Annotated in this window: 21 protein-coding genes and 2 riboswitches; of the genes, 18 read left to right on the top strand and 3 right to left on the bottom strand. The window is 35.3% G+C overall.

Features of this window, described 5'->3' with window-relative positions; all coding sequences use genetic code 11:
- The first annotated feature begins 156 nt into the window (after positions 1-156).
- Positions 157-309 carry a 50S ribosomal protein L33 gene (gene rpmG, locus HMPREF2811_RS07230; protein ID WP_066125827.1) on the top strand — a complete coding sequence of 51 codons (153 nt, stop codon included), beginning with the start codon at positions 157-159 and terminating at the stop codon, positions 307-309.
- 309 nt (positions 310-618) lie between these two features.
- Here rpmG and HMPREF2811_RS07225 read toward each other — a convergent pair whose 3' ends face one another.
- A complete protein-coding gene (locus HMPREF2811_RS07225; RefSeq protein ID WP_071408759.1) occupies positions 619-1,329 on the bottom strand; it encodes a CPBP family intramembrane glutamic endopeptidase in 711 nt (236 codons plus the stop codon).
- A gap of 123 nt (positions 1,330-1,452) precedes the next feature.
- Between HMPREF2811_RS07225 and HMPREF2811_RS07220 the strand changes: the two genes are divergently transcribed.
- The 14 genes from HMPREF2811_RS07220 to clpB all read left to right on the top strand — a co-directional run bounded on the left by HMPREF2811_RS07220 (position 1,453) and on the right by clpB (position 19,481).
- Complete coding sequence (locus HMPREF2811_RS07220; protein WP_071408758.1) at positions 1,453-3,360, top strand: ABC-F family ATP-binding cassette domain-containing protein; 1,908 nt, start codon at positions 1,453-1,455, stop codon at positions 3,358-3,360.
- A gap of 13 nt (positions 3,361-3,373) precedes the next feature.
- Entirely contained in the window at positions 3,374-4,315 is a 942-nt protein-coding gene (locus HMPREF2811_RS07215) for a thymidylate synthase (protein WP_071408757.1), read from the top strand.
- 15 nt (positions 4,316-4,330) lie between these two features.
- Entirely contained in the window at positions 4,331-4,837 is a 507-nt protein-coding gene (locus tag HMPREF2811_RS07210; protein WP_071408756.1) for a dihydrofolate reductase, read from the top strand.
- Positions 4,830-5,879, top strand: coding sequence for a serine hydrolase (locus tag HMPREF2811_RS07205; RefSeq protein WP_071408755.1), 1,050 nt, complete (start codon positions 4,830-4,832; stop codon positions 5,877-5,879). The genes HMPREF2811_RS07210 and HMPREF2811_RS07205 overlap by 8 nt, the downstream gene beginning before the upstream one ends.
- 10 nt (positions 5,880-5,889) lie before the next feature.
- On the top strand, positions 5,890-6,825 hold the full coding sequence (gene pip / locus HMPREF2811_RS07200; protein WP_071408754.1) for a prolyl aminopeptidase: 936 nt from the start codon (positions 5,890-5,892) through the stop codon (positions 6,823-6,825).
- 543 nt (positions 6,826-7,368) lie between these two features.
- Positions 7,369-8,205, top strand: a complete 837-nt coding sequence (locus HMPREF2811_RS07195; protein WP_071408753.1) for a VOC family protein — start codon at positions 7,369-7,371, stop codon at positions 8,203-8,205.
- Positions 8,206-8,388: 183 nt separating this feature from the next.
- Positions 8,389-9,099, top strand: coding sequence for a tRNA (adenine(22)-N(1))-methyltransferase (locus HMPREF2811_RS07190; protein ID WP_071408752.1), 711 nt, complete (start codon positions 8,389-8,391; stop codon positions 9,097-9,099).
- A gap of 1 nt (position 9,100) precedes the next feature.
- Positions 9,101-9,907 carry a Nif3-like dinuclear metal center hexameric protein gene (locus HMPREF2811_RS07185; RefSeq protein WP_071408751.1) on the top strand — a complete coding sequence of 269 codons (807 nt, stop codon included), beginning with the start codon at positions 9,101-9,103 and terminating at the stop codon, positions 9,905-9,907.
- A gap of 13 nt (positions 9,908-9,920) precedes the next feature.
- The gene (pepT, locus tag HMPREF2811_RS07180; RefSeq protein WP_071408750.1) at positions 9,921-11,156 is read left to right on the top strand and encodes a peptidase T; all 1,236 of its coding nucleotides are present in this window, start codon (positions 9,921-9,923) and stop codon (positions 11,154-11,156) included.
- A gap of 622 nt (positions 11,157-11,778) precedes the next feature.
- Positions 11,779-12,912 (top strand): BMP family lipoprotein, encoded by a 1,134-nt coding sequence (locus HMPREF2811_RS07175; RefSeq protein ID WP_084802048.1) that lies wholly within the window; start codon positions 11,779-11,781, stop codon positions 12,910-12,912.
- Between the two features lie 184 nt (positions 12,913-13,096).
- Positions 13,097-14,671, top strand: coding sequence for an ABC transporter ATP-binding protein (locus HMPREF2811_RS07170; protein ID WP_071408749.1), 1,575 nt, complete (start codon positions 13,097-13,099; stop codon positions 14,669-14,671).
- Entirely contained in the window at positions 14,655-15,701 is a 1,047-nt protein-coding gene (locus tag HMPREF2811_RS07165) for an ABC transporter permease (RefSeq protein ID WP_071408748.1), read from the top strand. Before HMPREF2811_RS07170 ends, HMPREF2811_RS07165 begins: the two co-directional genes overlap by 17 nt.
- Before the next feature lie 13 nt (positions 15,702-15,714).
- A complete protein-coding gene (locus tag HMPREF2811_RS07160) occupies positions 15,715-16,668 on the top strand; it encodes an ABC transporter permease (protein WP_071408747.1) in 954 nt (317 codons plus the stop codon).
- A 203-nt stretch (positions 16,669-16,871) separates the two neighbouring features.
- Positions 16,872-19,481 carry an ATP-dependent chaperone ClpB gene (clpB, locus tag HMPREF2811_RS07155; protein WP_071408746.1) on the top strand — a complete coding sequence of 870 codons (2,610 nt, stop codon included), beginning with the start codon at positions 16,872-16,874 and terminating at the stop codon, positions 19,479-19,481.
- Between the two features lie 174 nt (positions 19,482-19,655).
- Here clpB and HMPREF2811_RS07150 read toward each other — a convergent pair whose 3' ends face one another.
- Positions 19,656-21,029, bottom strand: coding sequence for an alanine/glycine:cation symporter family protein (locus tag HMPREF2811_RS07150; protein ID WP_071408745.1), 1,374 nt, complete (start codon positions 21,027-21,029; stop codon positions 19,656-19,658).
- A gap of 132 nt (positions 21,030-21,161) precedes the next feature.
- A riboswitch (glycine riboswitch) is annotated at positions 21,162-21,248 on the bottom strand.
- Positions 21,249-21,431: 183 nt separating this feature from the next.
- On the opposite strand from HMPREF2811_RS07150, the gene HMPREF2811_RS07145 reads away from it, so the two are divergent.
- Both HMPREF2811_RS07145 and HMPREF2811_RS07140 read left to right on the top strand, forming a co-directional pair.
- Positions 21,432-22,874, top strand: a complete 1,443-nt coding sequence (locus tag HMPREF2811_RS07145; RefSeq protein ID WP_071408744.1) for an FAD/NAD(P)-binding protein — start codon at positions 21,432-21,434, stop codon at positions 22,872-22,874.
- A gap of 100 nt (positions 22,875-22,974) precedes the next feature.
- Positions 22,975-23,096, top strand: a riboswitch (FMN riboswitch).
- 135 nt (positions 23,097-23,231) lie between these two features.
- Positions 23,232-23,849, top strand: a complete 618-nt coding sequence (locus HMPREF2811_RS07140; RefSeq protein WP_071408743.1) for an ECF transporter S component — start codon at positions 23,232-23,234, stop codon at positions 23,847-23,849.
- On the opposite strand, the gene HMPREF2811_RS07135 is transcribed toward HMPREF2811_RS07140, so the two are convergent.
- On the bottom strand, positions 23,824-24,024 hold the full coding sequence (locus tag HMPREF2811_RS07135) for a ferredoxin (RefSeq protein WP_066125282.1): 201 nt from the start codon (positions 24,022-24,024) through the stop codon (positions 23,824-23,826). The genes HMPREF2811_RS07140 and HMPREF2811_RS07135 overlap by 26 nt on opposite strands.
- Positions 24,025-24,193: 169 nt before the next feature.
- On the opposite strand from HMPREF2811_RS07135, the gene HMPREF2811_RS07130 reads away from it, so the two are divergent.
- A complete protein-coding gene (locus HMPREF2811_RS07130) occupies positions 24,194-24,817 on the top strand; it encodes a LysM peptidoglycan-binding domain-containing protein (protein ID WP_071408742.1) in 624 nt (207 codons plus the stop codon).
- Positions 24,818-24,849: the final 32 nt, after the last annotated feature.

The following is a 24,849-nucleotide window of genomic DNA, read 5'->3' as shown; positions in this document are numbered from 1 at the left end:
CGCTGGCTAATTTAAACTTGAAATTTGCCAGCTTAAGGAAACTTGCTGAAAGTTACAATATTTTCTGAAAATGTATTGTTTTTAAAAATAGACAATGTTATAATTGTTTGGTACTGTTCGATGAAACAAATTACCAAACAGTTTGGAGGGAACAAAATGCGCGTAAACATTAACTTAGAATGTACAGAGTGTGGCGAACGTAACTATTTAACAAACAAAAATAAACGTAATAACCCAGACCGTTTAGAAGTTAAGAAATATTGCCCAAGAGATCGCAAAATTACTTTACACCGTGAAGTGAAAAAATAATCGCGAATTAAAAAGAAGCAACTACTCGTTTGAAGTAGTTGCTTTTTCTTTTGATCCTAACGAACCAGCATACCATGTGGTTAACCATCAATCTATATAACCTCATAAAGAACTTTAATAATAAAGTTCGGTCAAAAATAAAAAAGTTGGGATCCCTTTGTTAAATATATTGCTCACTGTTTAAGAGGTAGTTAATGGTGGTTCAATAACTAGTTAGCTAACAACGTTTTGATGCAGGACGAATTGGCGAACGAAACGAAAATTATTCGATTTTATACTTCTTGCTCAAATCGTCCAAGCTGTTTTTAATTATTTAAATAATTGGATAAATCCAGTAGCCGCTTCTTCTAATAACTCTTGGGGTATTAATTGCACTAAATACATTAAGATGACTGATAAGGCATTATTAACAAAGTGAAAACTAATGGAGCCCCAAATATTTCGGTCAAATTTTACATACATGTAAAGTAGAGAAATCGATAAAGGTAAATAAATAAGAAAGTCTTGTAAAGAAAGCACATGGGCTCCCGCAAATAATAGAGTAGAAACAATCCACATGATAACGACTAGTCCGCGGTTCGCTTTATTGACCCAACCGTTTAAAGACTCTCTAAAGACTAACTCTTCAACTAAAGGTGCTGAAATAACGGTAAAGAAAATAAATAATAAAGGGTTGATTTGAGTTTGCATTTCTTCTAATGCTTGTTGGTTCATTCCTAATGATTCCAAATCTAAGTAAGGTTCAAAAAGGGTCATTAAAATAGTTCTAGCGAAGATGTTAATGATAAATAAAAGAAAGGAAAGCCAAAGGATTTTCTTCAAGGTTGTTTGTGTTTTAAAGCGAGCCCATTCTTCCTTAAGGTGATCACCAAATAAAAATAATGCCAACATGACGTTTGTAATGCTACTTAAAGCCGTACTGGTATACATATTAATGACACCAGTCGTACCTAATACACCAAAAAGAATCATATTAATAAAGAAACCGAAAAACATAATTTTATTACGATGTTTTTTCATAACAACACTCCTTTTCTAATACAATAATCATAGCATATTGTAACGTTTACTTAAACTAATACCATTCATTATTAAAGTAAAACTATGATATAATGAACAAGAATAAAAAACGAGGAGAAGCCCATGAAAGAATTAAAGATTGAACAATTATCCAAAACATATGGTACTAAAACATTATTAGATAAAATTGACTGGTCAATTAGAACTGGACAGCGCGTTGGTTTAATTGGTCCCAATGGGACAGGGAAGAGCTCATTATTAAAAGTAATTGCTGGCTTAGATAATTATGATAGTGGGACTATTTCTAAGCCAAATCAATATACCATAGCTTATCTCGATCAACATCCAGAACTGGATCCTAATAAAACTATTTTAGAAACGGTCTATGATAGCCAAGCTCAAGACATTCAACTATTATTACAATATGAGTTAATCCGGGAGCAATTAGAAGCTAATCCAATGGACGAGGATTTATTAACTCAATTTACGCGCGTTAGTGATGAAATGAATTTAAAAGATGCTTGGGATATAGAAGTAAAAGCAAAAGCTATTTTATCACAATTAGGTTTAACCAATTTATCACGACGAGTAGGGGAGTGTTCTGGTGGTGAGCAAAAAAGAATTGGTATTGCCCAAGTATTAATTGAATCCCCTGATTTATTAATTTTAGACGAGCCAACAAACCATTTAGATGTCAAAAGTATTCAATGGTTAGAAAAATATTTAGCTAATTATCCCGGCGCCTTACTTTTAGTAACTCATGACCGCTATTTTTTAGATCGTGCAGTTAATTTTATTGTTGAATTACGTCATGGAAAACTAACTGAATATGTTGGGAATTATGAAACCTATGTCATAAAACGGGCAGAACAAGCAGCCATTAATCAAAAAGTACAAGAAAAAGAGAATAAATTATTTCAACAAGAATTAGCTTGGATGAGAAAAGGCGCTAAAGCTCGTACCACTAAGCAACAAGCTCGTATCGATCGTTTCGAGGAGTTAAAAGGAAATATTGCGAATCGTCATCAAGAAGCTGAAGGAATAGAATTTGACTTCCAACAACAGCGTATTGGGAATCGTGTCATTGAATTAGAAGATATTGCCATCTCTATCAATGGGCAAAAAGTGATTGAAGGGTATACTAAGAATTTTGTTAAAGGAGACCGTATTGGCATAATCGGGGCAAATGGTGTGGGGAAATCAACATTTTTGAATACTTTAGCCGGTTATCATGCGCTTGATAGTGGCGTTTGCCAAGTGGGTCAAACCGTGCGTATGGCCTATTATCGACAACTTGATCAAGATCTGCCTAGTGATGTTAGAGTATTGGATTATTTAACTAAAATCGCCGATAATTTTAAACGTGAAGACGGCTCATTAGTAAGTGCTTCTCAATTATTGGAGCAATTTAATTTTCCAAGAAATACTCATGGTACACAAATTCAATATTTATCGGGTGGAGAAAGACGTCGTCTTTATTTACTTTCACTCTTAATTCAGCAACCAAATGTTTTATTATTAGATGAGCCGACCAATGATTTAGATATTGATACTTTAACTGTACTGGAAGATTATTTAGCTAATTTTGAAGGGGTGGTATTTGTCGTTTCTCACGATCGCTATTTCTTAGATAAGACGACGGATTATTTGTTAAATATTAAGGGAAATGGCGCCTATGATATTTACTGGGGTAGTTACTCTGAATATTTAGAAGAAGCCGCTTTACAAACTAATAATGAATCCAAAGCTACTGTTAAAATAGACGAAGAACCGAAACAAGAAACGGTTGCTAGTCAGAATGATCATCAACCGAAAACCAGAAGATTAAGTTATCATGAAAAGAAAGAGTTAGAGAAATTGCCAAGTGAAATTGAGCAATTGGAAATACGTTTAGACGAAATCCAACAAGAAATGAATACTATCACGACCGATGCTGGCAAATTAATGGATTTACAGCGTGAACTTGAAGAAAAAGAAGAAGCGTTGATGGTCTTATATGAAAGACAAGAGGAATTAGCAACGAGAAATTAAAAGGAGCATTATTATGGAACAATATCAACAACTTGTCCAATCAGTATTAGAAAATGGACATTTTAAAGGAGATCGCACTGGCGTGGGAACCTATAGTTTATTTGGATACCAAATGCGTTTTGATTTAAATGAAGGTTTTCCAATGGTCACAACCAAACGGGTGCCATTTGGATTAATTAAAAGTGAATTATTATGGTTTTTAAGAGGCGATACCAATATTAAATATCTTTTGGAACACAATAATCATATTTGGGATGAATGGGCCTTCGAACGTTATATTAAAAGTGAAGACTATCAAGGCCCAGATATGACAAATTTTGGGTTAAGAGTCTTGGAAGATGCTTCGTTTAAAGCGGAATATGATACCCAAATGAAACTATTTCAAGAAAGAATATTATCAGATGCTAAGTTTGCTGATAAATATGGTGAACTTGGTGATGTATATGGTAAACAATGGCGCCAATGGGAGTTACGCAATGGTGAAACACTTGACCAAATTAAAGATGTTATTAAACAAATTAAAACAAATCCTGATTCTAGGCGTTTAATTGTTTCCGCTTGGAATCCAGAAGATATTCCAACCATGGCTTTACCGCCCTGTCATACTTTATTTCAATTTTATGTGATTGATGGAAAATTAAGTTGTCAACTTTACCAACGAAGCGCCGACATTTTCTTAGGGGTACCATTTAATATTGCAAGTTACGCGTTATTGACACATTTAATTGCATTAGAGACTGGACTGGGAGTAGGAGAGTTTGTTCATACTTTAGGTGATGCTCATTTATATCAAAATCATCTTGAACAAGCAAAGTTATTATTGACAAGAGAACCGAAAGCTTTACCGACATTGATTATTGATCGATTCAATGGCTTTGACCAAATTGAAACGGATGCGATTCGTTTGGAAGGGTATCATCCTCATCCAGCGATTAAAGCACCGATTGCAGTTTAAGAAAGGAAAAGAACAATGATTAGTTTTGTTTATGCTCAAGAATCACGTGGCGGCATTGGCTATCAAAATCAATTACCGTGGCATTTACCTAATGACTTAAAATTTTTCAAAGAAACGACCATGGGACATACGATGTTAATGGGGCGTAAGACATTTGAATCGATGGGTCAACGACTATTACCTGGTCGAAAAACAATAGTGATGACGCGCGATTTAAATTATGGAAAAAACATTGAAGGGTTAACGGTTATTCATCGTTTAGAGGAAGGACTTGAACTAGCTAAAGATCAAGAATTAATGGTTATTGGTGGTGCTGATATTTTTAAGCTATTTTTACCATATGCCGATCAAATTATCCGAACGTTGATTGAAAGAGAATTTCCGAGTGATGTTTTTATGCCAGCCATCGATGAAACGGAGTGGCAATTAGTCAAAGTAGTAGCGGGTATTTTAGATGAAAATAACACGATTCCTCATCAATATGAATGGTGGGAACGTAAGGAGTATCAAAATCATGAATAAGTTTACTTTTTTATTTTTAAGTCTAACATTATGGATTGTTAGTAATGAGAAACCTATCAAGGCTCAAGACATCACAACAACTGAGGCAACCGAGATGACGTCAATAACAAGCGAAGCTAATGAAACCAATCAGACAACAGAGGCTAATGATTCTAGTACCTCAGAAACAAAATATATTATTGATACGGAAGTCTCTTGGCCAGAAATTAATCAAAGTTTCGAAGAACAATCATCTTCCAATATGATTGCGGAGTTTAACGACCAAACGAAAAGTTTAATAGTGGATCAAATAAGCATTATTAAAGAACAGTCAAAAACAAGTTCCATTTTTGTACAAGCGGCTAACCGTCAACTTTCTTCTTCAGAAGATGCGACGGAAGTATTACCGGCCGATGATTTAATAAAATTATTTATTGCAGCAGTATATTTTCATCAAATAGAAACCAAACAAATAACTGCAGCAGATACGGTAAACATTGCTGAACAAGCAATTATTCCAGGAAGTACTTTAGCTAATTTACCACAGGATAAAAGCTATAGTTTAAAAGTACTGGTTCAATTAATGCTACAATCTCATGATAATATGGCAACCGATCTATTAATTGAATCATTAGGTGGCCTTGAAAAAGTAAATCAACAAATTCAAGAGTTAGGTTTTATTCAAACGACTTTGGTCAACAATATGGCGACGGAATTATCTGGGACCGTTAATCAATATAATGAAACATCAGCGAGTGATTTAGCAAATTTATTACTAGCTTTATTCCAAGGGGTATTATTTGATGAAGAAATTAACCAAGAAGCTTTGACGATGTATTCACAACATGGTCCTATTGGTATTGCTAATAATTTAGCAAATAATCAATTGTTTTATGGTTTAAAAGCGAAAGCAATGCAAGAGGGGATGCTTCACGATGCTTTATTGTATGAAGTTGAATCAGGAGTTCCGGTGGTCATTGTCGTGATGTCCGAACAATTAAACGATGCTGAAAATCGCTTAGATAATTTAGGCTATCAACTAAATCATCTCATTATGGAATAGGAGGGATACGATGGCTGGTTATTTGAATACAAAAATCAATCAAGTTTATTATTTAGAGGTGGATGAGACGCATACTCTTTATATTGAGGAATGTGGTAATCCAGAGGGTCAACCGGTTTTATTTCTCCATGGAGGACCTGGAGGATCAGTTGGTGAACCTTCACGTCGCTTCTTTAATCCGGAAAAATATCGTATTATTTTATTTGATCAAAGAGGGACCGGACAAAGTCAACCTTTTTTGAGTTTAGAAAACAATACCGTGCTCGATAGTGTCGCTGATATTGAAAAAATTAGACAATACTTACAAATAGAACAATGGTATGTATTTGGTGGCAGTTATGGGACTACTTTGGCCTTAGCTTATGCGATTCATTATCCGCAACAAGTTCAACATTTAATATTGAGAGGTATTTTCTTAGGCCGTCAAAGTGATGTTGATTGGCTTTTTCAAGAAGGGGCAGGCTACTTTTATCCTGAAGAATTTGAACGTTTTAAAAATTATATTCCTGAAGCTGAACAGGTTGATTTAGTAACCGCGTACTATCAACGTATGCTTGATTCGGATGAATCGGTCAGAGACGAAGCGTGTTATGAATGGAGTCAATGGGAAACAGCTATTGTTAAATTAGTCCAAAATCCTAAAGATTTAAGACAACCCGTTACGAAAGGTGATCGTTCAATCGGTTTATTAGAATCACATTATTTTGCTCATAAGATGTTTTGGGAAGAAGATAATTATTTGTTGAATCGAGTAGATAAGCTGCAAGACATTCCGATGGATATTGTACATGGTCGCTATGATGTCGATTGTCGCTTAAGTGGTGCCTATGAATTACAACGGCATTGTCCAAAAGCTAAATTGCATATCGTTGCCTTAGGTTCCCATACACCTTATGATGATGCGATGTTCACTCAACTGGTAAGCATTATGGATAAATTAGCATAATAATAAATGACGAATTAATGCATAGGATGTTCATGTAAGAATCCACCGTCATAATAGTTGATTATTAGAAGTGGGTCAGCAGTATAAAATAAGTGCTATTAGCTTCGTGTGATAATCCCACACAATGTGTAGGCATCAAGAGGCTGAGCAAAAAATTTTTAAATTCTGTTCAGGAATAACTATTTAATTCAAAGCGCAGGGGTTGAGTGGGGGTGAACTGACGAGGCGAAGATTATTTCATTTTCTACTTCTGGTCCACTTCCTAAGACAAAATTTGATGCCACTCAACAACGGCAATTTTAATAAACAAATGATGGCTAGGCTAAATGTCTTAATATTTTGCTTAGCCTCTTTTTAATGTCTTATTGTATCTAACACTTAAAATAAGTTAGGGTGTTAAGCGATAGTAAAATCGATAATATTAAGTGAAACTTGTGTAGTGGCAGTCACTCATAAAATACTTTTTATTTCTAGTTAGTATTAATTGACATGGAAAGACTAATCTGTTTTAATATAACTATTCACATTAAAAGGAGCATTTGAATGATAGGATTAGGAGCAGTTGTATTAAACACCAAACACTTACAAGCACAGAAAAATTTTTACCAACATATTATTGGTTTATCGGTATTAAAAGAAGAGGATAATAAAGTTGAATTAGGGATCAAAGGTAACGAAGAACCACTTGTTACTTTAGTTGCTACTAACTTACCTAAAGGCCATTACTATGGTTTATATCATTTGGCGATTTTAGTTCCTTCACGTAAAGATTTAGGTGATGCTTTATTGCATATTCTCAAAGCTCAAGCACCAATACAAGGGGCTTCGAATCATGGCTATAGTGAGGCTATTTATTTAGCAGACCTTGAAGGTAATGGTATTGAAATTTATCACGATCGTCCTAAATCAGTATGGAATTATCAAGGCGATAAGATTATTGGCATTACTGAAGAGATGGATGTTGAAGGCGTATTAGCTATAGCAGAAGATAAAAATCCTTATTTGATGCCGAAAGGTACCAAAATGGGACACGTTCACTTATCAGTCGAAAATTCGCTTGCAAGTCAAGTTTTTTTCAAAGAAATGTTAGATATGGACGAAAAGTTTTCAATGAGAGATCAGGCGACTTGGTTAGCTAATGGTGACTACCATCATCATATTGCTGCAAATAAATGGGCGGGTACATTGAATAAAATTCATGACATTCATACACCAGGTTTGAATCACTTTATAGTGAAGATTCAAGATGAGACTGACTGGCGCCGTTTCATTGAAGCGACCGAGACTCATCCAGAATATATCGTTAATCAATCAGCCAAAGAATATTTTATTAAGGATAATAATGGGATTCATATACTTGTTCGCCAAGACTATCAATAAGAATACGAACGTTTATATATAACTTTAAAATGATTACTAATTAGAGCAGGTGATACTATGGATGACTTGTTTTAAGACGGTGATCATTTTTTATTTATTGTTATAAAATAAAGAGTAAAATGTTTTATTGAAGCAATCGATTTGATACAATAAATAAGTAAGTAAAGTAAAAGGGGATTTTAAATGAATTCTGAAAAATTATCACCAAGATTAGCGAAAGTATGTGAATTTTTAGTTCATTATCAAAAAGATGCGATTCGCTTAGCGGATATCGGCAGTGACCATGCGTATTTGCCTTGTCATTTAGCATTAAATAAGCAACTTGAATTTGCGATTGCTGGCGAAGTAGTAGAAGGTCCTTTTCAATCAGCTAAAGCCGAAGTCGCAACCAGAGGACTTACTGAAGTCATTGATGTTCGTAAAGGGGATGGCTTGGCGGTTATCACTGAAGCAGATCAAATTAATGCTATTACGATTTGTGGAATGGGTGGCAGTTTAATTCGTAATATTTTAGATGAAAACAAGGCCGTCATTCGTGAAAACACGGTTTTAGTTTTACAGCCTAATATGGCGAGCTATCAATTAAGAAAATGGCTCAATCAAAATGGGTTTGTCTTTCTTAATGAAACGGTGGTAGAAGATCATCATCGTGAATATGAAATTATGGTTGTTAAAAAAAATCACTATCATAAGCAAATATTAACGGTTAATGAGTTGCAATTTGGAAAATATAATTTAGAAGATCCAACAGCTGCCTTTTATCAAAAATGGCAAAAGGAACTGTCATTACTGGAGACGACCTACCAATCAATCGTTAAAAAAGCTGGGGCAGATCATCCTAAAGTGCAATTAATGCAAGAGGAAATTAATCAAATTAAGGAAGTGCTAAATTAAAATGACACAAGTGACATTTCAAATTTTAATCGATGCTTTGAATGAATTGTATCCACCCACTTTGGCAGAAGATTGGGACCCAATTGGTTTACATTTTGGTGATCCACAAGCACCAGTCAACAAAATCATGACCACTTTAGATGTTCGTCATGCAGTTGTTGACGAAGCGATTAAGCTTGGGGTAGATACGATTATCGCGCATCATCCTTTATTGTTTAAACCTATTCAACGATTTGATTTATCGTCATCTACCAATCAACTTTATGAAAAATTAATTAAACATGATATTAAAGTGTTTGCGATGCATACTAATTTAGACATTGCCCATAATGGTATGAATGATTGGTTAGCTGAGCAATTAGGTTTAATCAATATTACAGAATTGGATGTGAAGGCCACCGACGAATTACCGGGTTTAGGTCGTATCGGTCAATTGGCTACCCCTTTGAGCCGACCAGCTTTAATAAATTTATTAAAGAAAACTTATCAGCGAAATGAATTACCTATTATTGAGAAAACACCTCAAGAAACTTATCAAACGATTGCGATTATTGGTGGAAGTGGTTCGAGTTTAATGGAAGCAGTAGCCAACCAAGAAGTCGATGTCTTCTTAACCGGTGATATTACTTATCATACAGCTCAGGCTTTAGAAGATATTTCAATGATGACCGTAGATGTTGGTCATTATACAGAAAGTATTTTTGCCAAAAAGGTAGCCGAAGTGATACAATTATTAGTAAATGAAAAACAGTGGCCGGTTACAGTGCAAGCTACTGATTTGAATATTAATCCTTTTAGATATGAATAGGAGTGTTTAAATTATGGTCGATATTTTTAATCAAACAAAAGAACGTCTTTTAAAGTACACAAAAATTAATACGCGCTCAGATGAAAGCAGTGATACTATTCCTTCAACTGCGATTCAATTTGATTTATTAAAATTATTAGTGATTGAATTAGAACAATTAGGTCTAGAAGATGTAGAATTAAGTCCTACCAATGCTTTTGTTACGGCAACGTTACCTGCTAATACGGATGAACCATTGCCAGCAATTGGTTTTATCGCGCATGTGGACACCGCTGACTTTAATTCAGTCAATGTTCAACCACAAATTCATGAAAATTATGACGGTAAAGATATCGTTTTAAACGAAGATGAAAAAATTGTAATGTCAGTCAAAGATTTTCCAAATTTAGCACCATATAAAGGCCAAACGCTTATTACGACTGACGGCACAACTTTATTAGGAGCTGACGATAAAGCTGGGATTGCTGAAATCGTAACAGCCTTAGAATATTTAATTGCTCATCCAGAAATTAAACATGGAAAAGTGAGAGTAGCATTCGGTCCGGATGAAGAAATTGGACGTGGAGCAGATCATTTTGACGCGGAAGGTTTTGCAGTTGACTTTGCTTATACGATGGATGGCGGTCCTGTTGGGGAGTTAGAATACGAAAGTTTTAATGCGGCTGGGGTAACGCTAAAGGTCACAGGAAAAAATATCCATCCTGGTACTGCTAAAGGTAAAATGATCAATTCCATTGGTATTATCAATGAATTTATGAATGGTTTACCTGAAAAAGAAGTACCTGAACAAACAGAAGGTCGCGAAGGCTTCTATCATATTACCAATATGGAAGCGACTGTCGATGAAGGTCTTTTATCATTGATTATTCGAGATCATGATCGTGAAAAATTTGAAGAACGTAAAGCGTTTGTTGAACAATTAGTCAAAGATATTAACCAACGCTATCCTTATGAAGTCATTGAAGTTGATATTAAGGATCAATATTATAATATGGCTGAAGTTATCGAAAAAGATATGCGTCCGGTTGACTTAGCTAAAGAGGCTTTCGCTGCATTAGATATTCCTGCTGTCATTGAGCCGATTCGTGGTGGTACAGACGGTTCTAAAATTAGTTTTATGGGTATCCCGACACCTAATATTTTTGCTGGTGGCGAAAATATGCACGGTCGTTATGAATTTGTTGCAGTAGAATCAATGGTCAAAGCGACAGAAGTGATTATTAAAATCGTAGAATTAAATGCCAAGTAGTAAATAATTGTTTTTGCTCTAATGTTGGGAGTTGACCAGAAGCACAAAATTGAATAATTTTCGCTTCGTCGGCCACCCCCGCACAGTAGGGAGTTGACCAGAAGTAGAAAATCGAATGATTTCCGCTTCGTAGGTCCACCCCCCGCACAGTTGAGTGGTCTCAAACTGCGTCATAAGGACTTGTTTGAGACCTACTCAACCACTGCGCTTTTAATTATCTCACAATAAACTTGACTAAATTTATCAAGTTTTCGCCTGGCCTCAACGTTCATTAGATTCAATTGCCAATATGATAAATTCAAATTGTAGAGATTAGGAAAGAAATAATTAAAGTTTCTTCTTAATCTCTTTTTGTTTTTTTGGATCTCTCTAGAATCAAATTATGATGATATATCAATTTTTCATAGATAAAATGCATTGTCAAGAAATAATTATATTTTTTATAAATTTAAATAAGAACATTCGTTTTTCATTCGATTTCATTACTGAATATAAAATAAACGGAAAATAAAGTTCGTCTTTAATCGTTTTCAAAAATATTTTGTTGTTGCAATTTTAGAGGGCTTCAATTATAATGAAGATGAAACAAGGTTTCGATAACACAATCTTTTGGAGGGATTCGATGAAAAAATTTGTGAGTTTAGCATCGTCAGCATTATTAGTAGCATCTTTTGCTACACCAGTTTTAGCAGAGGAAGATTTCTCAACAGTGATGATTACTGATATCGGTGGGGTGGACGATGGTTCATTCAACCAAAGCGCATGGGAAGGTATGGTTGAGTTTGGTGAAGCTAACGGATTAGAACGTGGTGTGAATGGTTACGAATATTTACAATCAAATAGTGATTCAGATTTCGTAACACATTTAAATACAGCTGTTCAATCTAACTTTGACTTAATTTTTGGTATTGGATTCAAATTAGAAACTGCAATGAAAGAAATGGCTGAACAACAACCAGAAAAACATTTCGCAATTGTTGACTCAGTAATTGACTTACCAAACGTTGCATCATTAACATTTAAAGACCACGAAGCATCATTCTTAGCAGGTGTGGCAGCAGCAATGACAACTAAGACTAATAAAGTTGGTTTCGTAGGTGGACAAGAAGGGTTCGTAATCGACCGCTTTGAAGCTGGTTTTGTAGCTGGTGTTGAAGCCGTTAACCCAGATGTTGAAGTTGTTATCGAATATGCAGGTAGCTTCGGTGATGCTGCTAAAGGTAAACAAATTGCAGCAGCGATGTACGCGAGCGACGTTGATATTATCTTCCACGCTTCAGGAGATACTGGTAATGGTGTGTTCTCAGAAGCTAAAGATATTGTAACAGCAGATCCTTCACGTGAAATCTATGTCATCGGTGTTGACCGTGACCAAGAAGCTGAAGGTATTGTTGAAATTGATGGTGAAGAACGTCATTTAACATTAACATCAACCTTAAAACAAGTTGGTGCAGCAGTTAAATCATTTGCTGAACAAACAAAAGCTGGTAATTTCGAAGCTGGTAATAAAGTTTACGGTTTAGAAGACGGTGGTGTTGGTTTAACAGATGGTCAATTATCAGAAGAAGTTTTAGCAGCAGTTAAAGAATATTCAGATAAAATTATCGCTGGCGACATTAAAGTTCCAGAAGCACCAGGTCAAGAAGTAGAAATGACTGATGATACAGAATCTGAAGATTCAGAAGAAGCGACTGAAGAAGAAACTGCAACTGAAGATACAGAAGAAACAACTGTTGAAGAAACAACTGCTGAGTAATCAGAAGTAAACAGCCATTTAAGACACAACTGCTGAATAATTTTCAATTTATTCATAGTTAAACAGTAGGGCATTCAAGCGAATGCCCTTTATTTTTTCATAAAAAGTATAGCCATTATTTAATAATTATATTAAAATATAGATGATGTAAATTATTATTACTATCAGAAAGTGAGGTTGCCAAATGACTGAAGTTAGCTATCCAGTTATTGAGATGCGTGATATTACCAAACAATTTGGTGACTTTTATGCAAATAAAAATATTAATTTAGAATTGCGTAAAGGTGAAATTCATGCATTATTAGGTGAAAATGGTGCTGGTAAGTCAACATTAATGAATATGTTGAGCGGTTTGTTACAACCAACATCCGGTCAAATATACATGCATAATAAACCCGTAGAAATTGTCGATCCAACAGCGGCTAATCGATTAGGAATTGGAATGGTTCACCAACATTTCATGTTAATTGAAGACTTCTCAATTGTTGAAAATATCATTCTTGGTAGTGAACCCCAAAAATTAGGAATTATTGATAAGCAATCCGCAAAAGAAGAAATTTTAGAGTTATCGAAACGTTATGGTTTGTCAATTGATCCTGATGCTAAAGTAGAAACCATTAGTGTGGGGATGCAACAACGTGCAGAAATTATTAAAACATTATATCGTGGTGCAGATATTCTGATTTTTGACGAACCAACAGCTGTATTAACACCGCAAGAAATTGATGATTTGATGTTAACTTTAAGAGCTTTAGCTGATGAAGGTAAGTCAATCATTATAATTACTCATAAATTGGACGAAATCAAAAAGGTGGCTGATCGTTGTACAGTAATTCGTCGTGGTGAATCCATTGATACTGTCGATGTAGCTACAACAACCTCTAAAGAATTAGCCGATATGATGGTCGGCCGTTCCGTTAATTTTAGAACTGAAAAAACTGAAGCTAATCCTAGCGAAGTGATGCTAGCAGTTGAAAACTTAGTGGTAAAAAATGAACGAGGATTAGATGCCGTTCGTAATTTATCTTTCACTGTCCGTAAAGGAGAAATTGTCGGAATTGCCGGTATTGATGGCAATGGTCAAACAGAACTCGTGTTAGCTTTAACTGGATTAATGCCAATTGATTCTGGAGCAGTTCATTTTAAAGGGGAAGAAATTAACTATAAATCAACCCGTGAAATCACTGAGATGGGCATGGCTCATATTCCTGAAGACCGTCATAAATATGGCCTCTCTTTAGAAACCAAATTAGAAGATAATTTCGTGTTACAAGAATATTATAAAAAACCTTATTCACAAGGCGGCTTCTTAAACTTTAAAGAAATCAATCAAAAAGCATTGCGTTTAATGAAAGAATATGATGTTCGTGCGGCTTCTGAAAAAGTTCCAGCTCGTGCCTTATCAGGTGGAAACCAACAAAAAGCAATCATTGCTCGTGAATTAGATTTAAAACCGGATTTACTCATTGCCGCCAATCCAACGCGTGGATTAGACGTAGGGGCGATTGAATATATTCATAAAGCATTAATTCAACAACGTGATCAAAATAAAGCTGTTTTATTAATGAGTTTTGAACTAGATGAAATTTTAAATGTTTCAGATCGCATTATTGTCATGTATGATGGTAAAATTATCGCAACCTTAAATGCGAAAGAGACCAATGAACAAGAGATTGGTTTAATGATGGCAGGAACAAGCTATGAAGAAGTATTAAGATTGCGTGAAGAAGGCGGTGTAAACAATGAACAAACAGTTTAAAAGTATTTTAGTTCCCATATTAACTGTCGTCATCGGACTTTTCTTTGGAGCGTTAATCATGTGGGCTTTCAAATTTGATGCGATTGCTGGTTATAAAGCACTTTGGACAGGTGCAGCGGGTTCACCCTTTAATATTGGACAATCATTAAGAGCAGCCACTCCCTTAATATTTACCGGGTTAGGTTTTTCAGTAGCCTATACAGCAGGATTCTTTAATATTGGTCTTTCTGGTCAAGCATTAGCTGGATGGCTAGCTTCTATTTGGGTGGCTTTAGCCTTACCGGATGCACCTAGAATGATTGTCTTACCATTAGCCATCATTGCCGGAATGATTGCAGGTGCCTTTTGGGCTGCGATTGCCGGGGTATTAAAAGCTTACTTTAATACCAGTGAAGTGATTGTGACTATTATGTTAAACTATATATCAGTTTATGTTAGTGACTATTTGGTACGAAATGTATTAACTGATAAAGGGGATGTAACGCCTCAAATTGGTGACAATGCCACATTACGTGCACCTTGGTTAAGTGAATTGACAAAAGGATCAACCTTGCATACAGGGATTTTCTTAGCCATTGTTGCTGTTATTCTAGTTTGGATTTTTATGGAAAGAACGACTTTAGGTTTCGAATTAAAGACAGTTGGTAAAAACCGTTTTGCCGCTCAATATGCTGGGATGAATGCGAAACGTAATATTATATTAGCAATGGTAATATCGGGTGGTTTAGCTGGTATAGGTGGCGTAATGAACGGTTTAGGTGAATTCCGTAATATCTTCTTGATGAACGGTGTAGCACCCGCTATAGGATTCGATGGGATGGCCGTTTCATTATTAGGTGGCAACCACCCTATAGGAACTTTATTTGCTGCCATTTTATTTGGTGGATTAAAAACAGGGGGTACATTAATGCCATTAGCTGCCAAAGTACCATCTGAAATTGTTAATATCGCAATTGCATCCATCATCTTCTTTATCGGTTCACAATATATCATTACGTTCTTCTTAGATCGTAAGAAAACAAATAATTAGGGGGTAGAGTAGCATGGTAAATATGTTAGCATTAATTGTTTCGTCCACTCTTGTTTATTCAGCACCTCTAATTTATACAGCTTTAGGTGGCGTTTTCTCGGAACGTAGTGGGATTGTCAACGTTGGGTTAGAAGGAATTATGGTAATCGGTGCGTTTAGTGCGATTATCTTTAACCTTCAATTTGCTCAAACTTTTGGAAGTTGGACACCTTGGATTGCCACTTTGTTTGGTGGTTTAATTGGTATATTATTCTCATCTATTCATGCGGTCGCAACGGTTTCTTTACGTGCTGATCACATTATTTCAGGTACTGTATTAAACTTAGTAGCACCATCTTTAGGTGTTTTCTTAACTCGTGTTATGTTTGATGGAGCAGGGCAAACTGATTTTATTAAACAAAAATTTGGTTATTGGAGTGTACCACTCCTTTCAAAAATTCCAGTGGTAGGGAAGATTTTCTTTAGTCAAACTTCTCAACCAGCGTTTGTTGGGATTGTTGTAGCGATTATTTGTTGGTTTATCGTGTTTAAAACGAGTTTTGGTTTAAGATTACGTTCAGTTGGGGAACATCCTCAAGCAGCTGATACTTTAGGTATTAATGTATACAAAATGCGTTATCTAGGCGTCTTATTATCTGGTTTAATGGGCGGTTTAGGTGGAGCGATTATGGCACAATCAATTAACTCACAATTCGCTATCACGACGATTACTGGACAAGGTTTCATGTCAATGGCAGCAATGATTTTCGGTAAATGGAATCCTATTGGTGCGATGTTGGCCGCTATTTTCTTTGGTTTTGCTCAAAGTTTAGCGGTAGTAGGTTCACAAATACCATTTATTAAAAACATCCCTTCAGTTTATTTACAAATTGCGCCTTATGTCATCACCATCTTTGTATTAGTTGGGTTTGTTGGAAACTCTAAAGGACCAGCAGCTAACGGTACGACTTATATTAAATCTAAATAATATCTTTTAAATAAGTGGACAAAAGTTTAGGTCAGTTCATGACTACTTTTGTCCCTTTTTTTAATTTAAAAATATAGTCAAAAATGGTCAAAAAATCCTTGACCTTTCTTAACCAAAGGTATATAATATAGTTAAGCTCTTAAAGAGAGCTACTTTTATAGGAAAAATTCACTGACTATATTTGACCAAAGGGGTGTTATTGAATGATTGAAAAAATGACAACAGCCATGCAAGAAGCTTTGGCACAAGCACAACAAATTGCGATGACAAGAAAACATCAAGAAATTGATATTCCACATTTATGGCGCATTTTTGTTCAACCCGATAGTTTTGCTTATAATTTATACCATGAATTCCAATTAAATATGGATGATTTTCAAAGAAAAATCGAACAAGAAATTGATAAGTTGCCGTCGATAACAGGAAGTAATGTTCAGTATGGACAGCAAATTAGTCAACGCTTATCGATGTTATTCCAAAAAGCTAATCAATTAGCACAGGATCAACAAGATCAATATTTATCGACTGAAATGGTAGTGTTAGCACTATTTGACCAAAAAAACAATCCATTAACAGAATATTTAATTTCAAACAATGTCACCGAAGCCAAGATGAAAGCAAGAATTGATAATTTAAGAGGAGGCGAGTCTGTGACTTCACAAAACCAAGAACAAACTTATGAATCTTTAGAAAAATATGCCACTAATTTAAATGAGGCAGTAAAACAAAATAAATTAGATCCAGTAATTGGTCGTGATGAAGAAATTCGTGATGTGATACGAATTTTATCAAGAAAGACTAAAAATAATCCGGTATTAATCGGTGAACCAGGTGTTGGTAAAACAGCCATTGTTGAAGGATTAGCCCATCGTATTGTACGTAAAGATGTACCAGATAATTTAAAAGGGAAACAAGTTTACTCATTAGATATGGGTTCATTAATTGCGGGTGCAAAATATCGTGGTGAGTTCGAAGAACGATTAAAAGCGGTATTAAAAGAAGTAACGAAATCGGAAGGTAATATTATCCTGTTCATAGATGAAATTCATACGATTGTCGGTGCCGGTAAGTCCGAAGGAGCAATGGATGCCGGTAATATTCTAAAACCAATGTTAGCTCGTGGTGAAATCCATTGTATCGGAGCTACCACTTTAGATGAATATCGTGAAAACATTGAAAAAGATAAAGCATTGGAACGTCGTTTCCAAAGAGTGTTAGTCCAAGAACCAACGGTGGAAGACACCATTAGTATTTTGCGTGGATTAAAAGAACGTTTTGAAATCCACCACGGTGTTAATATTCATGATAATGCTTTAGTCGCTGCGGCAACTTTATCTAATCGTTATATTACCGATCGTTTCTTACCAGATAAAGCGATTGACTTAGTCGATGAGGCTTGTGCGACGATTCGTGTTGAAATTAATTCGATGCCAACAGAAATGGATACTGTTAATCGTCGTTTAATGCAATTAGAAATTGAAGAAGCCGCGCTTAAAAAAGAAACGGATGATGCAAGTAAAAAACGTTTAGAATCTTTACAAGAAGAATTAGCTGAACTTCGTGAAACAGCCAATGAATTAAAGATGCGTTGGGAAGTAGAAAAAGAAGCGATGAATGAATTACGTGATAAACGTCAAGAAATTGATGATTTAAGACGTCAATTAGAAGAAGCAGAGTCCGAGTATCAATTAGAAAAAGCAGCTGAATTAAGACATGGTCGTATACCTGCATTAGAAAAAGAACTGAAAGAATTAGAAGCGAAACAATTAGGGCAAACAGAACGTCTAACACAAGAAAGTGTTACTGATGAGGAAATTGCTAAAGTTGTCGGTCGTCTAACAGGTATTCCCGTTACGAGATTAGTTGAAGGTGAAAGAGAAAAATTATTAAAATTAGATGAAACATTACACCAACGAGTAATCGGTCAAGATGAAGCGGTGACAAAAGTCTCAGAAGCGGTATTAAGAAGCCGTGCCGGTTTACAAAATCCTAATCGACCAATTGGTTCATTTTTATTCTTAGGACCTACAGGTGTCGGTAAAACGGAATTAGCGAAAGCTTTAGCTGAGGTATTATTTGACGATGAACACCACATCGTACGTATCGATATGTCTGAATATATGGAAAAACATACGGTCAGCCGATTAGTTGGAGCGCCTCCAGGATATATTGGTTATGAAGAAGGCGGACAATTAACGGAGGCAGTTAGACGTAGTCCGTACTCAATTGTCTTATTAGATGAAATTGAAAAAGCCCATCCAGATGTCTTTAATATTTTATTACAAGTATTGGATGATGGTCGTTTAACAGATTCAAAAGGACGGACTGTAGACTTTAAAAACACTGTCTTAATTATGACAAGTAATATCGGTTCACCATTATTGTTAGAAGGTGTTGATGAAAATGGTCAAATCGCTGAAGAAACTGCGAGCCAAGTTCGTCAATTGTTAAGAACACACTTCAAACCAGAGTTCTTAAATCGGATTGATGATACCATTATGTTTACACCATTATCAATGGATCATATGGGCGCTATTGTCGAAAAATTATTGATACAATTAAAAGAACGTTTAGCTTATCAAGATATTCATTTAACTGTGACTAAAGAAGCGATTGAATGGATTGCACGCAATGGTTATGATCCGATTTATGGTGCACGTCCATTGATGAGATTTATTACACGAGAAATTGAAACACCACTCGCTCGTTTAATTATTAAAGGCGATATTTTGCCAGGTCAATTGGTTACTGTCGACTTGATTGATAATCAATTGAATTTCCAAGCTAAAGACACAGTTGTTACAGAAAACTAAACAAGAGTCTAATCCTTGTAAATAAATATTATAGTGACTCATTGAAGAAAAATTGATTCCTAGTTAAATCTTAAAAATTAAACGATTAACTTAGGAATTCGTATAAAAACTTGACGCAAACAGCTTGCATCACAACCTCTATGGCAGGTTATGTAAGTTGTTTGCGTCTTTTATTTAATAATACTTTATTGGTTCTAATCGAGTTACATTATTATATTGTTTTGCTTTAACATAAGCTCGAGTTTCTTTGATGATAATCGGCGATAAGGCAATCAGTGAAATAAGATTGGGAATGGCCATTAACCCATTGACGATATCAGCAATAATCCATACTAAGTCTAAATTTAAAAACGAACCGATAAAGACCATGGAAACAAAAAATAGATGATAATAGCGAATATATTTCAAACCAAATAAAAATTCAAAACAACGTTCACCGTAGTAATTCCATCCTAAAATGGTAGTAAAGGCAAATAAAGATAAACTAATGGTCAAAATGAAGGTACCGTATTCACTAAAATAAGCATTAAATGCATATTGTGTCATACTGGCTCCACGGAACTCTGTTTGCCAAGCACCGGTAATAATTAAGACAATACCTGTTAAGTTACAAATAATGATTGTGTCGATAAACGTTCCTGTCATTGAAACTAAACCTTGCTCAACCGCAGAGTTTGATTTTGCTGCAGCACTGGCAATCGGCGAACTACCTAATCCCGATTCGTTTGAAAACACACCACGAGCAATACCGTTCTGAATGGCAGCTTTCATAGTAGAACCGACAAATCCACCCGTAGCGGCCGTTTTAGTGAAAGCAGATTGAATAACAAGTGATAAGCTATCATCTAATAACTGCCAATTGGCTATAATGACAAAAAGACATGCTACAATATACAAAAGAGCCATAAAAGGGACGATAAAACTGGCGACTTTTGAAATAATCGTAATACCACCAAAGACAATTAGCATGACTAACAAGGCTAAAATAAAACCCGTAAGCAAGTTTGGTAGCGCAAATTGATTGTGGAGCGCTTCTGTAATGGCATTGACTTGTGTGAAAGTTCCAATACCAAAAAGCGCTACTAAGATACCACTAAAGGCGAACATCGTCGCTAATGGACGATATTTCTGTCCCATACCGTTTAAAATATAATACATCGGTCCGCCAAAAATATGTTGCTGTTCATCTTTAACACGAAATTTAACAGCTAACAGACCCTCTGAATATTTGGTTGCCATCCCAAACAGTGCTGCAAACCACATCCAAAATAAAGCACCAAGTCCACCGATAGCAATGGCGGTCGCTACGCCAACAATATTACCTGTTCCCACTGTACCTGCTAATGCTGTACAAAGAGCAGCAAAACTGGAAATATCGCCATCTGAATCTGTTTCATTTTTAAAGATTAAACGCAAACTATGGAACAATTGATTAAATTGTATTCCTCTTAAAACGAATGTTAAATAAATACCTGTTCCTACTAATAAGATTAAAAGGGGAGGTCCCCAAATAAAATCATCAATCATTTGAAATAAATCTACTACCATTCATACCACTCCTATTTTATAATGTTATTATCAATAAAAAAGAGTAATAGATTTCTCTATTACTCCGGAATTGGTAAGAAGTTGTTATGGTATCATGTTATAATATAATAGGTATAACAAATAAACCATCAAAACAATTTCTCTGTCCTTTTGCCTGAGAGATTGAGCAAAGCCTTGCCCCTTCGGCGCCAAATTAATGGTCTCTCCAGAGTTCCGTCATTTAACAGTCTTACTTATTGCTAAGTACCTGAGAGTTTTGCTCCTTCGGTGGGGATGATCGAATCCACGCTCTTCTGCTAAATATCAACCGGTATTGATAATATAATGATAGCTTAGGCTATTTTGAAGAAAAAGTCAATGAGAAATTAAAAATCTATGAGAAAAAATATTAGGAGGCTATTAATGGAAAGAGTAGCGATTATTGGATTAGGTATTAGTGGCTCGGGCGTCTTACGAGCCTATCAAAAAATAAAGAGTCAGGAGCCTTCATTGGAAATTGATATCCATGCTTATGATATTAATGAGCGAATCGGAAAAGGGATTCCTTTTAGTGAAGATTACTTGGGCGCATTAATTAATTCACGAAGTTATGAAATCAGCTTTGATTATGAAAATATGGAAGAGTATTATCATTGGTTACAAAACAATCCTGATTATCAACCAGATGTCTATACAGCCCGTTCATGGTATGGTGATTATAATCTAGAAAAAACCAATGAACTGATCCAAGCATTGCAGGTAACTGTTCATCACCATATGGTTAAAACAGTGGATTATCAAAAGGGACAATGGGTCATCGAAGACGATAATGGACAAGTAAACTTATTTGACCGCGTCCATCTTTGTTGTGGAGAATTACCGGTTATCGATCATTATCAGTTATTAGGACAAAAACAATACATCCATAATCCGTATCCTTTAACTCAAATTAAAGATAAATTCACGGCTCAAGATCATGTAGCTGTCATTGGTACAGGATTAACCAGTATTGATATGATTAAATATTTAATTCATGAAACAAACGTTGAGAAAATTTTTGTCTTTTCAAAAAGCGGATATTTTCCAACTGTAAGAGGCGATGATCAAGTTCCTGAATTTCACTATTTGACTGAAGAAAAAATGGGTCAATTGATTGAGCAACGTTCAGGGTATTTGTATTTCGAAGATTTCCAAGAATTATTGTTAAATGAAATGAAACATTATGGTTTCGATCTAGATGAAATTATCGTTCAGTATTTTGCAACGGGTGTTAGGGGATTGAGGTTAACAATAGCTAACGCCGAAAGAGTTGGTAAATTACAAGCGATTGCTTTACAAGTTACCAATTTATTAACCACAGGATGGCGCGCCATGCGTCAAACAGATCGTGAACAATATGCAGCCAAATACCATAAATTAATTGTTAAATTAAGAAACCCAGTACCACCTTCATCAGCAGAAGAGATTATCGAAGCTGTTAATCAAGAAAGAGTGATCATTTTTGATGAAGTATCCGATATCGAAACAATCGATAATGACGGTTTTGCATTGGTGTTAGAAAATCCAGATCATCAAAAGGTAGATTGGGTCATTAATACGACAGGAATGGTATTGAAAAACAAAGCAGATTTAACAAAAGATTCCTTATTATATCATTTAGTGAATCATGAATATGTTCAGATTGATGATTTTGGTGGATTATCAATCAATATTGAAACAGGCAATATTATTTCCCCTAAATTTGGCGAAATTGATACTTTACATGCTCACGGTATGTTAATCGAAGGGGTTGTTTATCAAAATAATTCTACGATTAAAATTCAAGAGTTTTCTGAAAGATTATTGCAGAGTATTTACTTTAACTAAAGATAATCAAGACGAAATATCTTTTCAAATAAATTGAAATTTTGATTTTGAAGTAATTTGACAATTTTTTGAAAATGCTTTATAATTAAGTTAATAAAATAAAAGTCTTCAGGGCAGGGTGTAATTCCCGACCGGTGGTAAAGTCCACGAGCTAATGGTGTCATTAGTTGAACTGGTGTAATTCCAGTACCGACAGTAAAGTCTGGATGGGAGAAGATGGATACGTCATTCATGTTTTTTAAACGTGTAGTGTATTTGCTGAAGATTTTACAATAGCAAGTATACTGCACGTCTTTTTATTTGAATAACGTAACCAATCCCTTTTAGCTCACATAGAGACAAAAAGGAGAGAAAAAAATGAAAAACAAAAATTTGTTTTCGTTAGTAATGTTGGCGATTTTAGGTGCATGGGCAATCGTGTTGCGGATGTTTGATTTTCCGATTTTACCGGCCGCACCATTTTTAAAAGTTGACTTTAGTGATTTAATGGTCTTAATCGGTATGATGATTAAAGGACCTTTTGGCGCAGTAGCTGTCGCATTAATAAGGGATTCAGTTAACTATATGATGAAAGGTGGGGAAGCAGGGCTTCCTATTGGCACCATGATGAGTTTTCTTGCTAGTATGGCGATGTTCTTACCGACACATTTTATTTTAAAACATGCTGATGGTTTTAAACCAACTGTTCGTAAAATATTTATGAGTTTAACACTCATTTTAGGTTTAGTCCTTTCAATGGGATTATTTAACTATTTTGTTGCCTTACCCATTTATGTGACGGTCATGAATTTCCCTATTCCGAATATTACGGCCTATTTATTAAGTGTTATTATCCCATTTAATTTTATAAAAGGGGTCATTCTATCAGTGGGGCAATTAATTGTCGTTGAAAAAATTTGGCCAGAAATTTCAAAACGAAATATTGAATATGAAGATTATCATTTACCGATTAATTCTTCGAAGGTAACCATTTAATGGCTTTTGTAGGACAATCATGAATAGCACGCTCACTTGCAGCTTGTTGCTGAGGTGAGCTTTCTTTTTTTACAAATGCAATCCCTTCATCATTACAATCAAATACTTCGGGGAAATTTAAAAAACACTTGCCACAAGCAATACATTTCTCTGGAATAACGTGTAATTGTGTCATAATGGGCTCCTTTTCTTAAAATAATATTACAATTTAGTATCAAATAGGTGTAAAATGCTTACAGATATGGTATAGTAATGTTATTATATCATGTGATGTATATTTAGTATATCATCAAACAGAACGCATACTTATGTTCATAATTGTAACATAAATAGGAGGAATTGTAATGACAACGGATAATGAAAATTCACGCCGTCCAGAACCCAATGAAACGGTTGACAAAGCAAAGGCGCCTTGGAACAATCGCTTTGGTTCTGATGAGAATTTAAAACAAAGAAAGTATTCAAGAACCTCTAGAAACCAACCTGTCAAAGAAGCATCGAATATGTCTAGAGTTTTATTAGGGATTTTATTTTTAACTGTATTAACACCATTTTTATTATATTGGTTTGTTAAAGCTAATACGCCTACAAATAATAATACCCCTCAAACTGCTACTAGCGTGATGATTACGCGTAAATCAGAAGCGACGACCGAATCAAAAGCAGAAGAAGAAACGACGACTAGTGGAACCTTTGTGCAAAATGGAAACAATGAGGGCGAAGAAGAGACAGTCGCACCAGTTGATGTTAATGAGACAACGGCAGAAGTGGCGCAAGTAACGGAACCACCAGTGACAGAAACTGTGACGGAAGCACAACCAAGTGGTCAAACTCATACAGTTGCAGCTGGCGAAACTTGGTATGGTATCGCTAGAACTTATGGGGTAGACGTGAATGCTTTAGCAGCAGCCAATGGGGTTACGACTGACTCACCAATTTATCCAGGAAATACTTTGGTGATTCCTTAATTCTTTTAATATAATTTAAATTTTCTGGGGCT

Origin of the sequence: Globicatella sp. HMSC072A10 (assembly GCF_001811625.1) — a bacterium.
Classification (GTDB): domain Bacteria; phylum Bacillota; class Bacilli; order Lactobacillales; family Aerococcaceae; genus Globicatella; species Globicatella sanguinis.
This window is presented reverse-complemented; position numbering and strand designations above follow the sequence as displayed.

What these genes read in the sequence shown, in the direction of transcription:
- HMPREF2811_RS07165 (WP_071408748.1), top strand. Translation starts at nt 14,655, where the DNA reads ATGAACAAACAGTTTAAAAGTATTTTAGTTCCCATATTAACTGTCGTC.
- HMPREF2811_RS07185 (WP_071408751.1), top strand. Translation starts at nt 9,101, where the DNA reads ATGACACAAGTGACATTTCAAATTTTAATCGATGCTTTGAATGAATTG.
- HMPREF2811_RS07150 (WP_071408745.1), bottom strand. Translation starts at nt 21,029, where the DNA reads ATGGTAGTAGATTTATTTCAAATGATTGATGATTTTATTTGGGGACCT.
- HMPREF2811_RS07130 (WP_071408742.1), top strand. Translation starts at nt 24,194, where the DNA reads ATGACAACGGATAATGAAAATTCACGCCGTCCAGAACCCAATGAAACG.
- HMPREF2811_RS07145 (WP_071408744.1), top strand. Translation starts at nt 21,432, where the DNA reads ATGGAAAGAGTAGCGATTATTGGATTAGGTATTAGTGGCTCGGGCGTC.
- HMPREF2811_RS07170 (WP_071408749.1), top strand. Translation starts at nt 13,097, where the DNA reads ATGACTGAAGTTAGCTATCCAGTTATTGAGATGCGTGATATTACCAAA.
- pip (WP_071408754.1), top strand. Translation starts at nt 5,890, where the DNA reads ATGGCTGGTTATTTGAATACAAAAATCAATCAAGTTTATTATTTAGAG.
- pepT (WP_071408750.1), top strand. Translation starts at nt 9,921, where the DNA reads ATGGTCGATATTTTTAATCAAACAAAAGAACGTCTTTTAAAGTACACA.
- HMPREF2811_RS07140 (WP_071408743.1), top strand. Translation starts at nt 23,232, where the DNA reads ATGAAAAACAAAAATTTGTTTTCGTTAGTAATGTTGGCGATTTTAGGT.
- HMPREF2811_RS07220 (WP_071408758.1), top strand. Translation starts at nt 1,453, where the DNA reads ATGAAAGAATTAAAGATTGAACAATTATCCAAAACATATGGTACTAAA.
- HMPREF2811_RS07175 (WP_084802048.1), top strand. Translation starts at nt 11,779, where the DNA reads ATGAAAAAATTTGTGAGTTTAGCATCGTCAGCATTATTAGTAGCATCT.
- HMPREF2811_RS07205 (WP_071408755.1), top strand. Translation starts at nt 4,830, where the DNA reads ATGAATAAGTTTACTTTTTTATTTTTAAGTCTAACATTATGGATTGTT.
- HMPREF2811_RS07215 (WP_071408757.1), top strand. Translation starts at nt 3,374, where the DNA reads ATGGAACAATATCAACAACTTGTCCAATCAGTATTAGAAAATGGACAT.
- HMPREF2811_RS07160 (WP_071408747.1), top strand. Translation starts at nt 15,715, where the DNA reads ATGGTAAATATGTTAGCATTAATTGTTTCGTCCACTCTTGTTTATTCA.
- HMPREF2811_RS07195 (WP_071408753.1), top strand. Translation starts at nt 7,369, where the DNA reads ATGATAGGATTAGGAGCAGTTGTATTAAACACCAAACACTTACAAGCA.
- HMPREF2811_RS07225 (WP_071408759.1), bottom strand. Translation starts at nt 1,329, where the DNA reads ATGAAAAAACATCGTAATAAAATTATGTTTTTCGGTTTCTTTATTAAT.
- rpmG (WP_066125827.1), top strand. Translation starts at nt 157, where the DNA reads ATGCGCGTAAACATTAACTTAGAATGTACAGAGTGTGGCGAACGTAAC.
- clpB (WP_071408746.1), top strand. Translation starts at nt 16,872, where the DNA reads ATGATTGAAAAAATGACAACAGCCATGCAAGAAGCTTTGGCACAAGCA.
- HMPREF2811_RS07190 (WP_071408752.1), top strand. Translation starts at nt 8,389, where the DNA reads ATGAATTCTGAAAAATTATCACCAAGATTAGCGAAAGTATGTGAATTT.
- HMPREF2811_RS07135 (WP_066125282.1), bottom strand. Translation starts at nt 24,024, where the DNA reads ATGACACAATTACACGTTATTCCAGAGAAATGTATTGCTTGTGGCAAG.
- HMPREF2811_RS07210 (WP_071408756.1), top strand. Translation starts at nt 4,331, where the DNA reads ATGATTAGTTTTGTTTATGCTCAAGAATCACGTGGCGGCATTGGCTAT.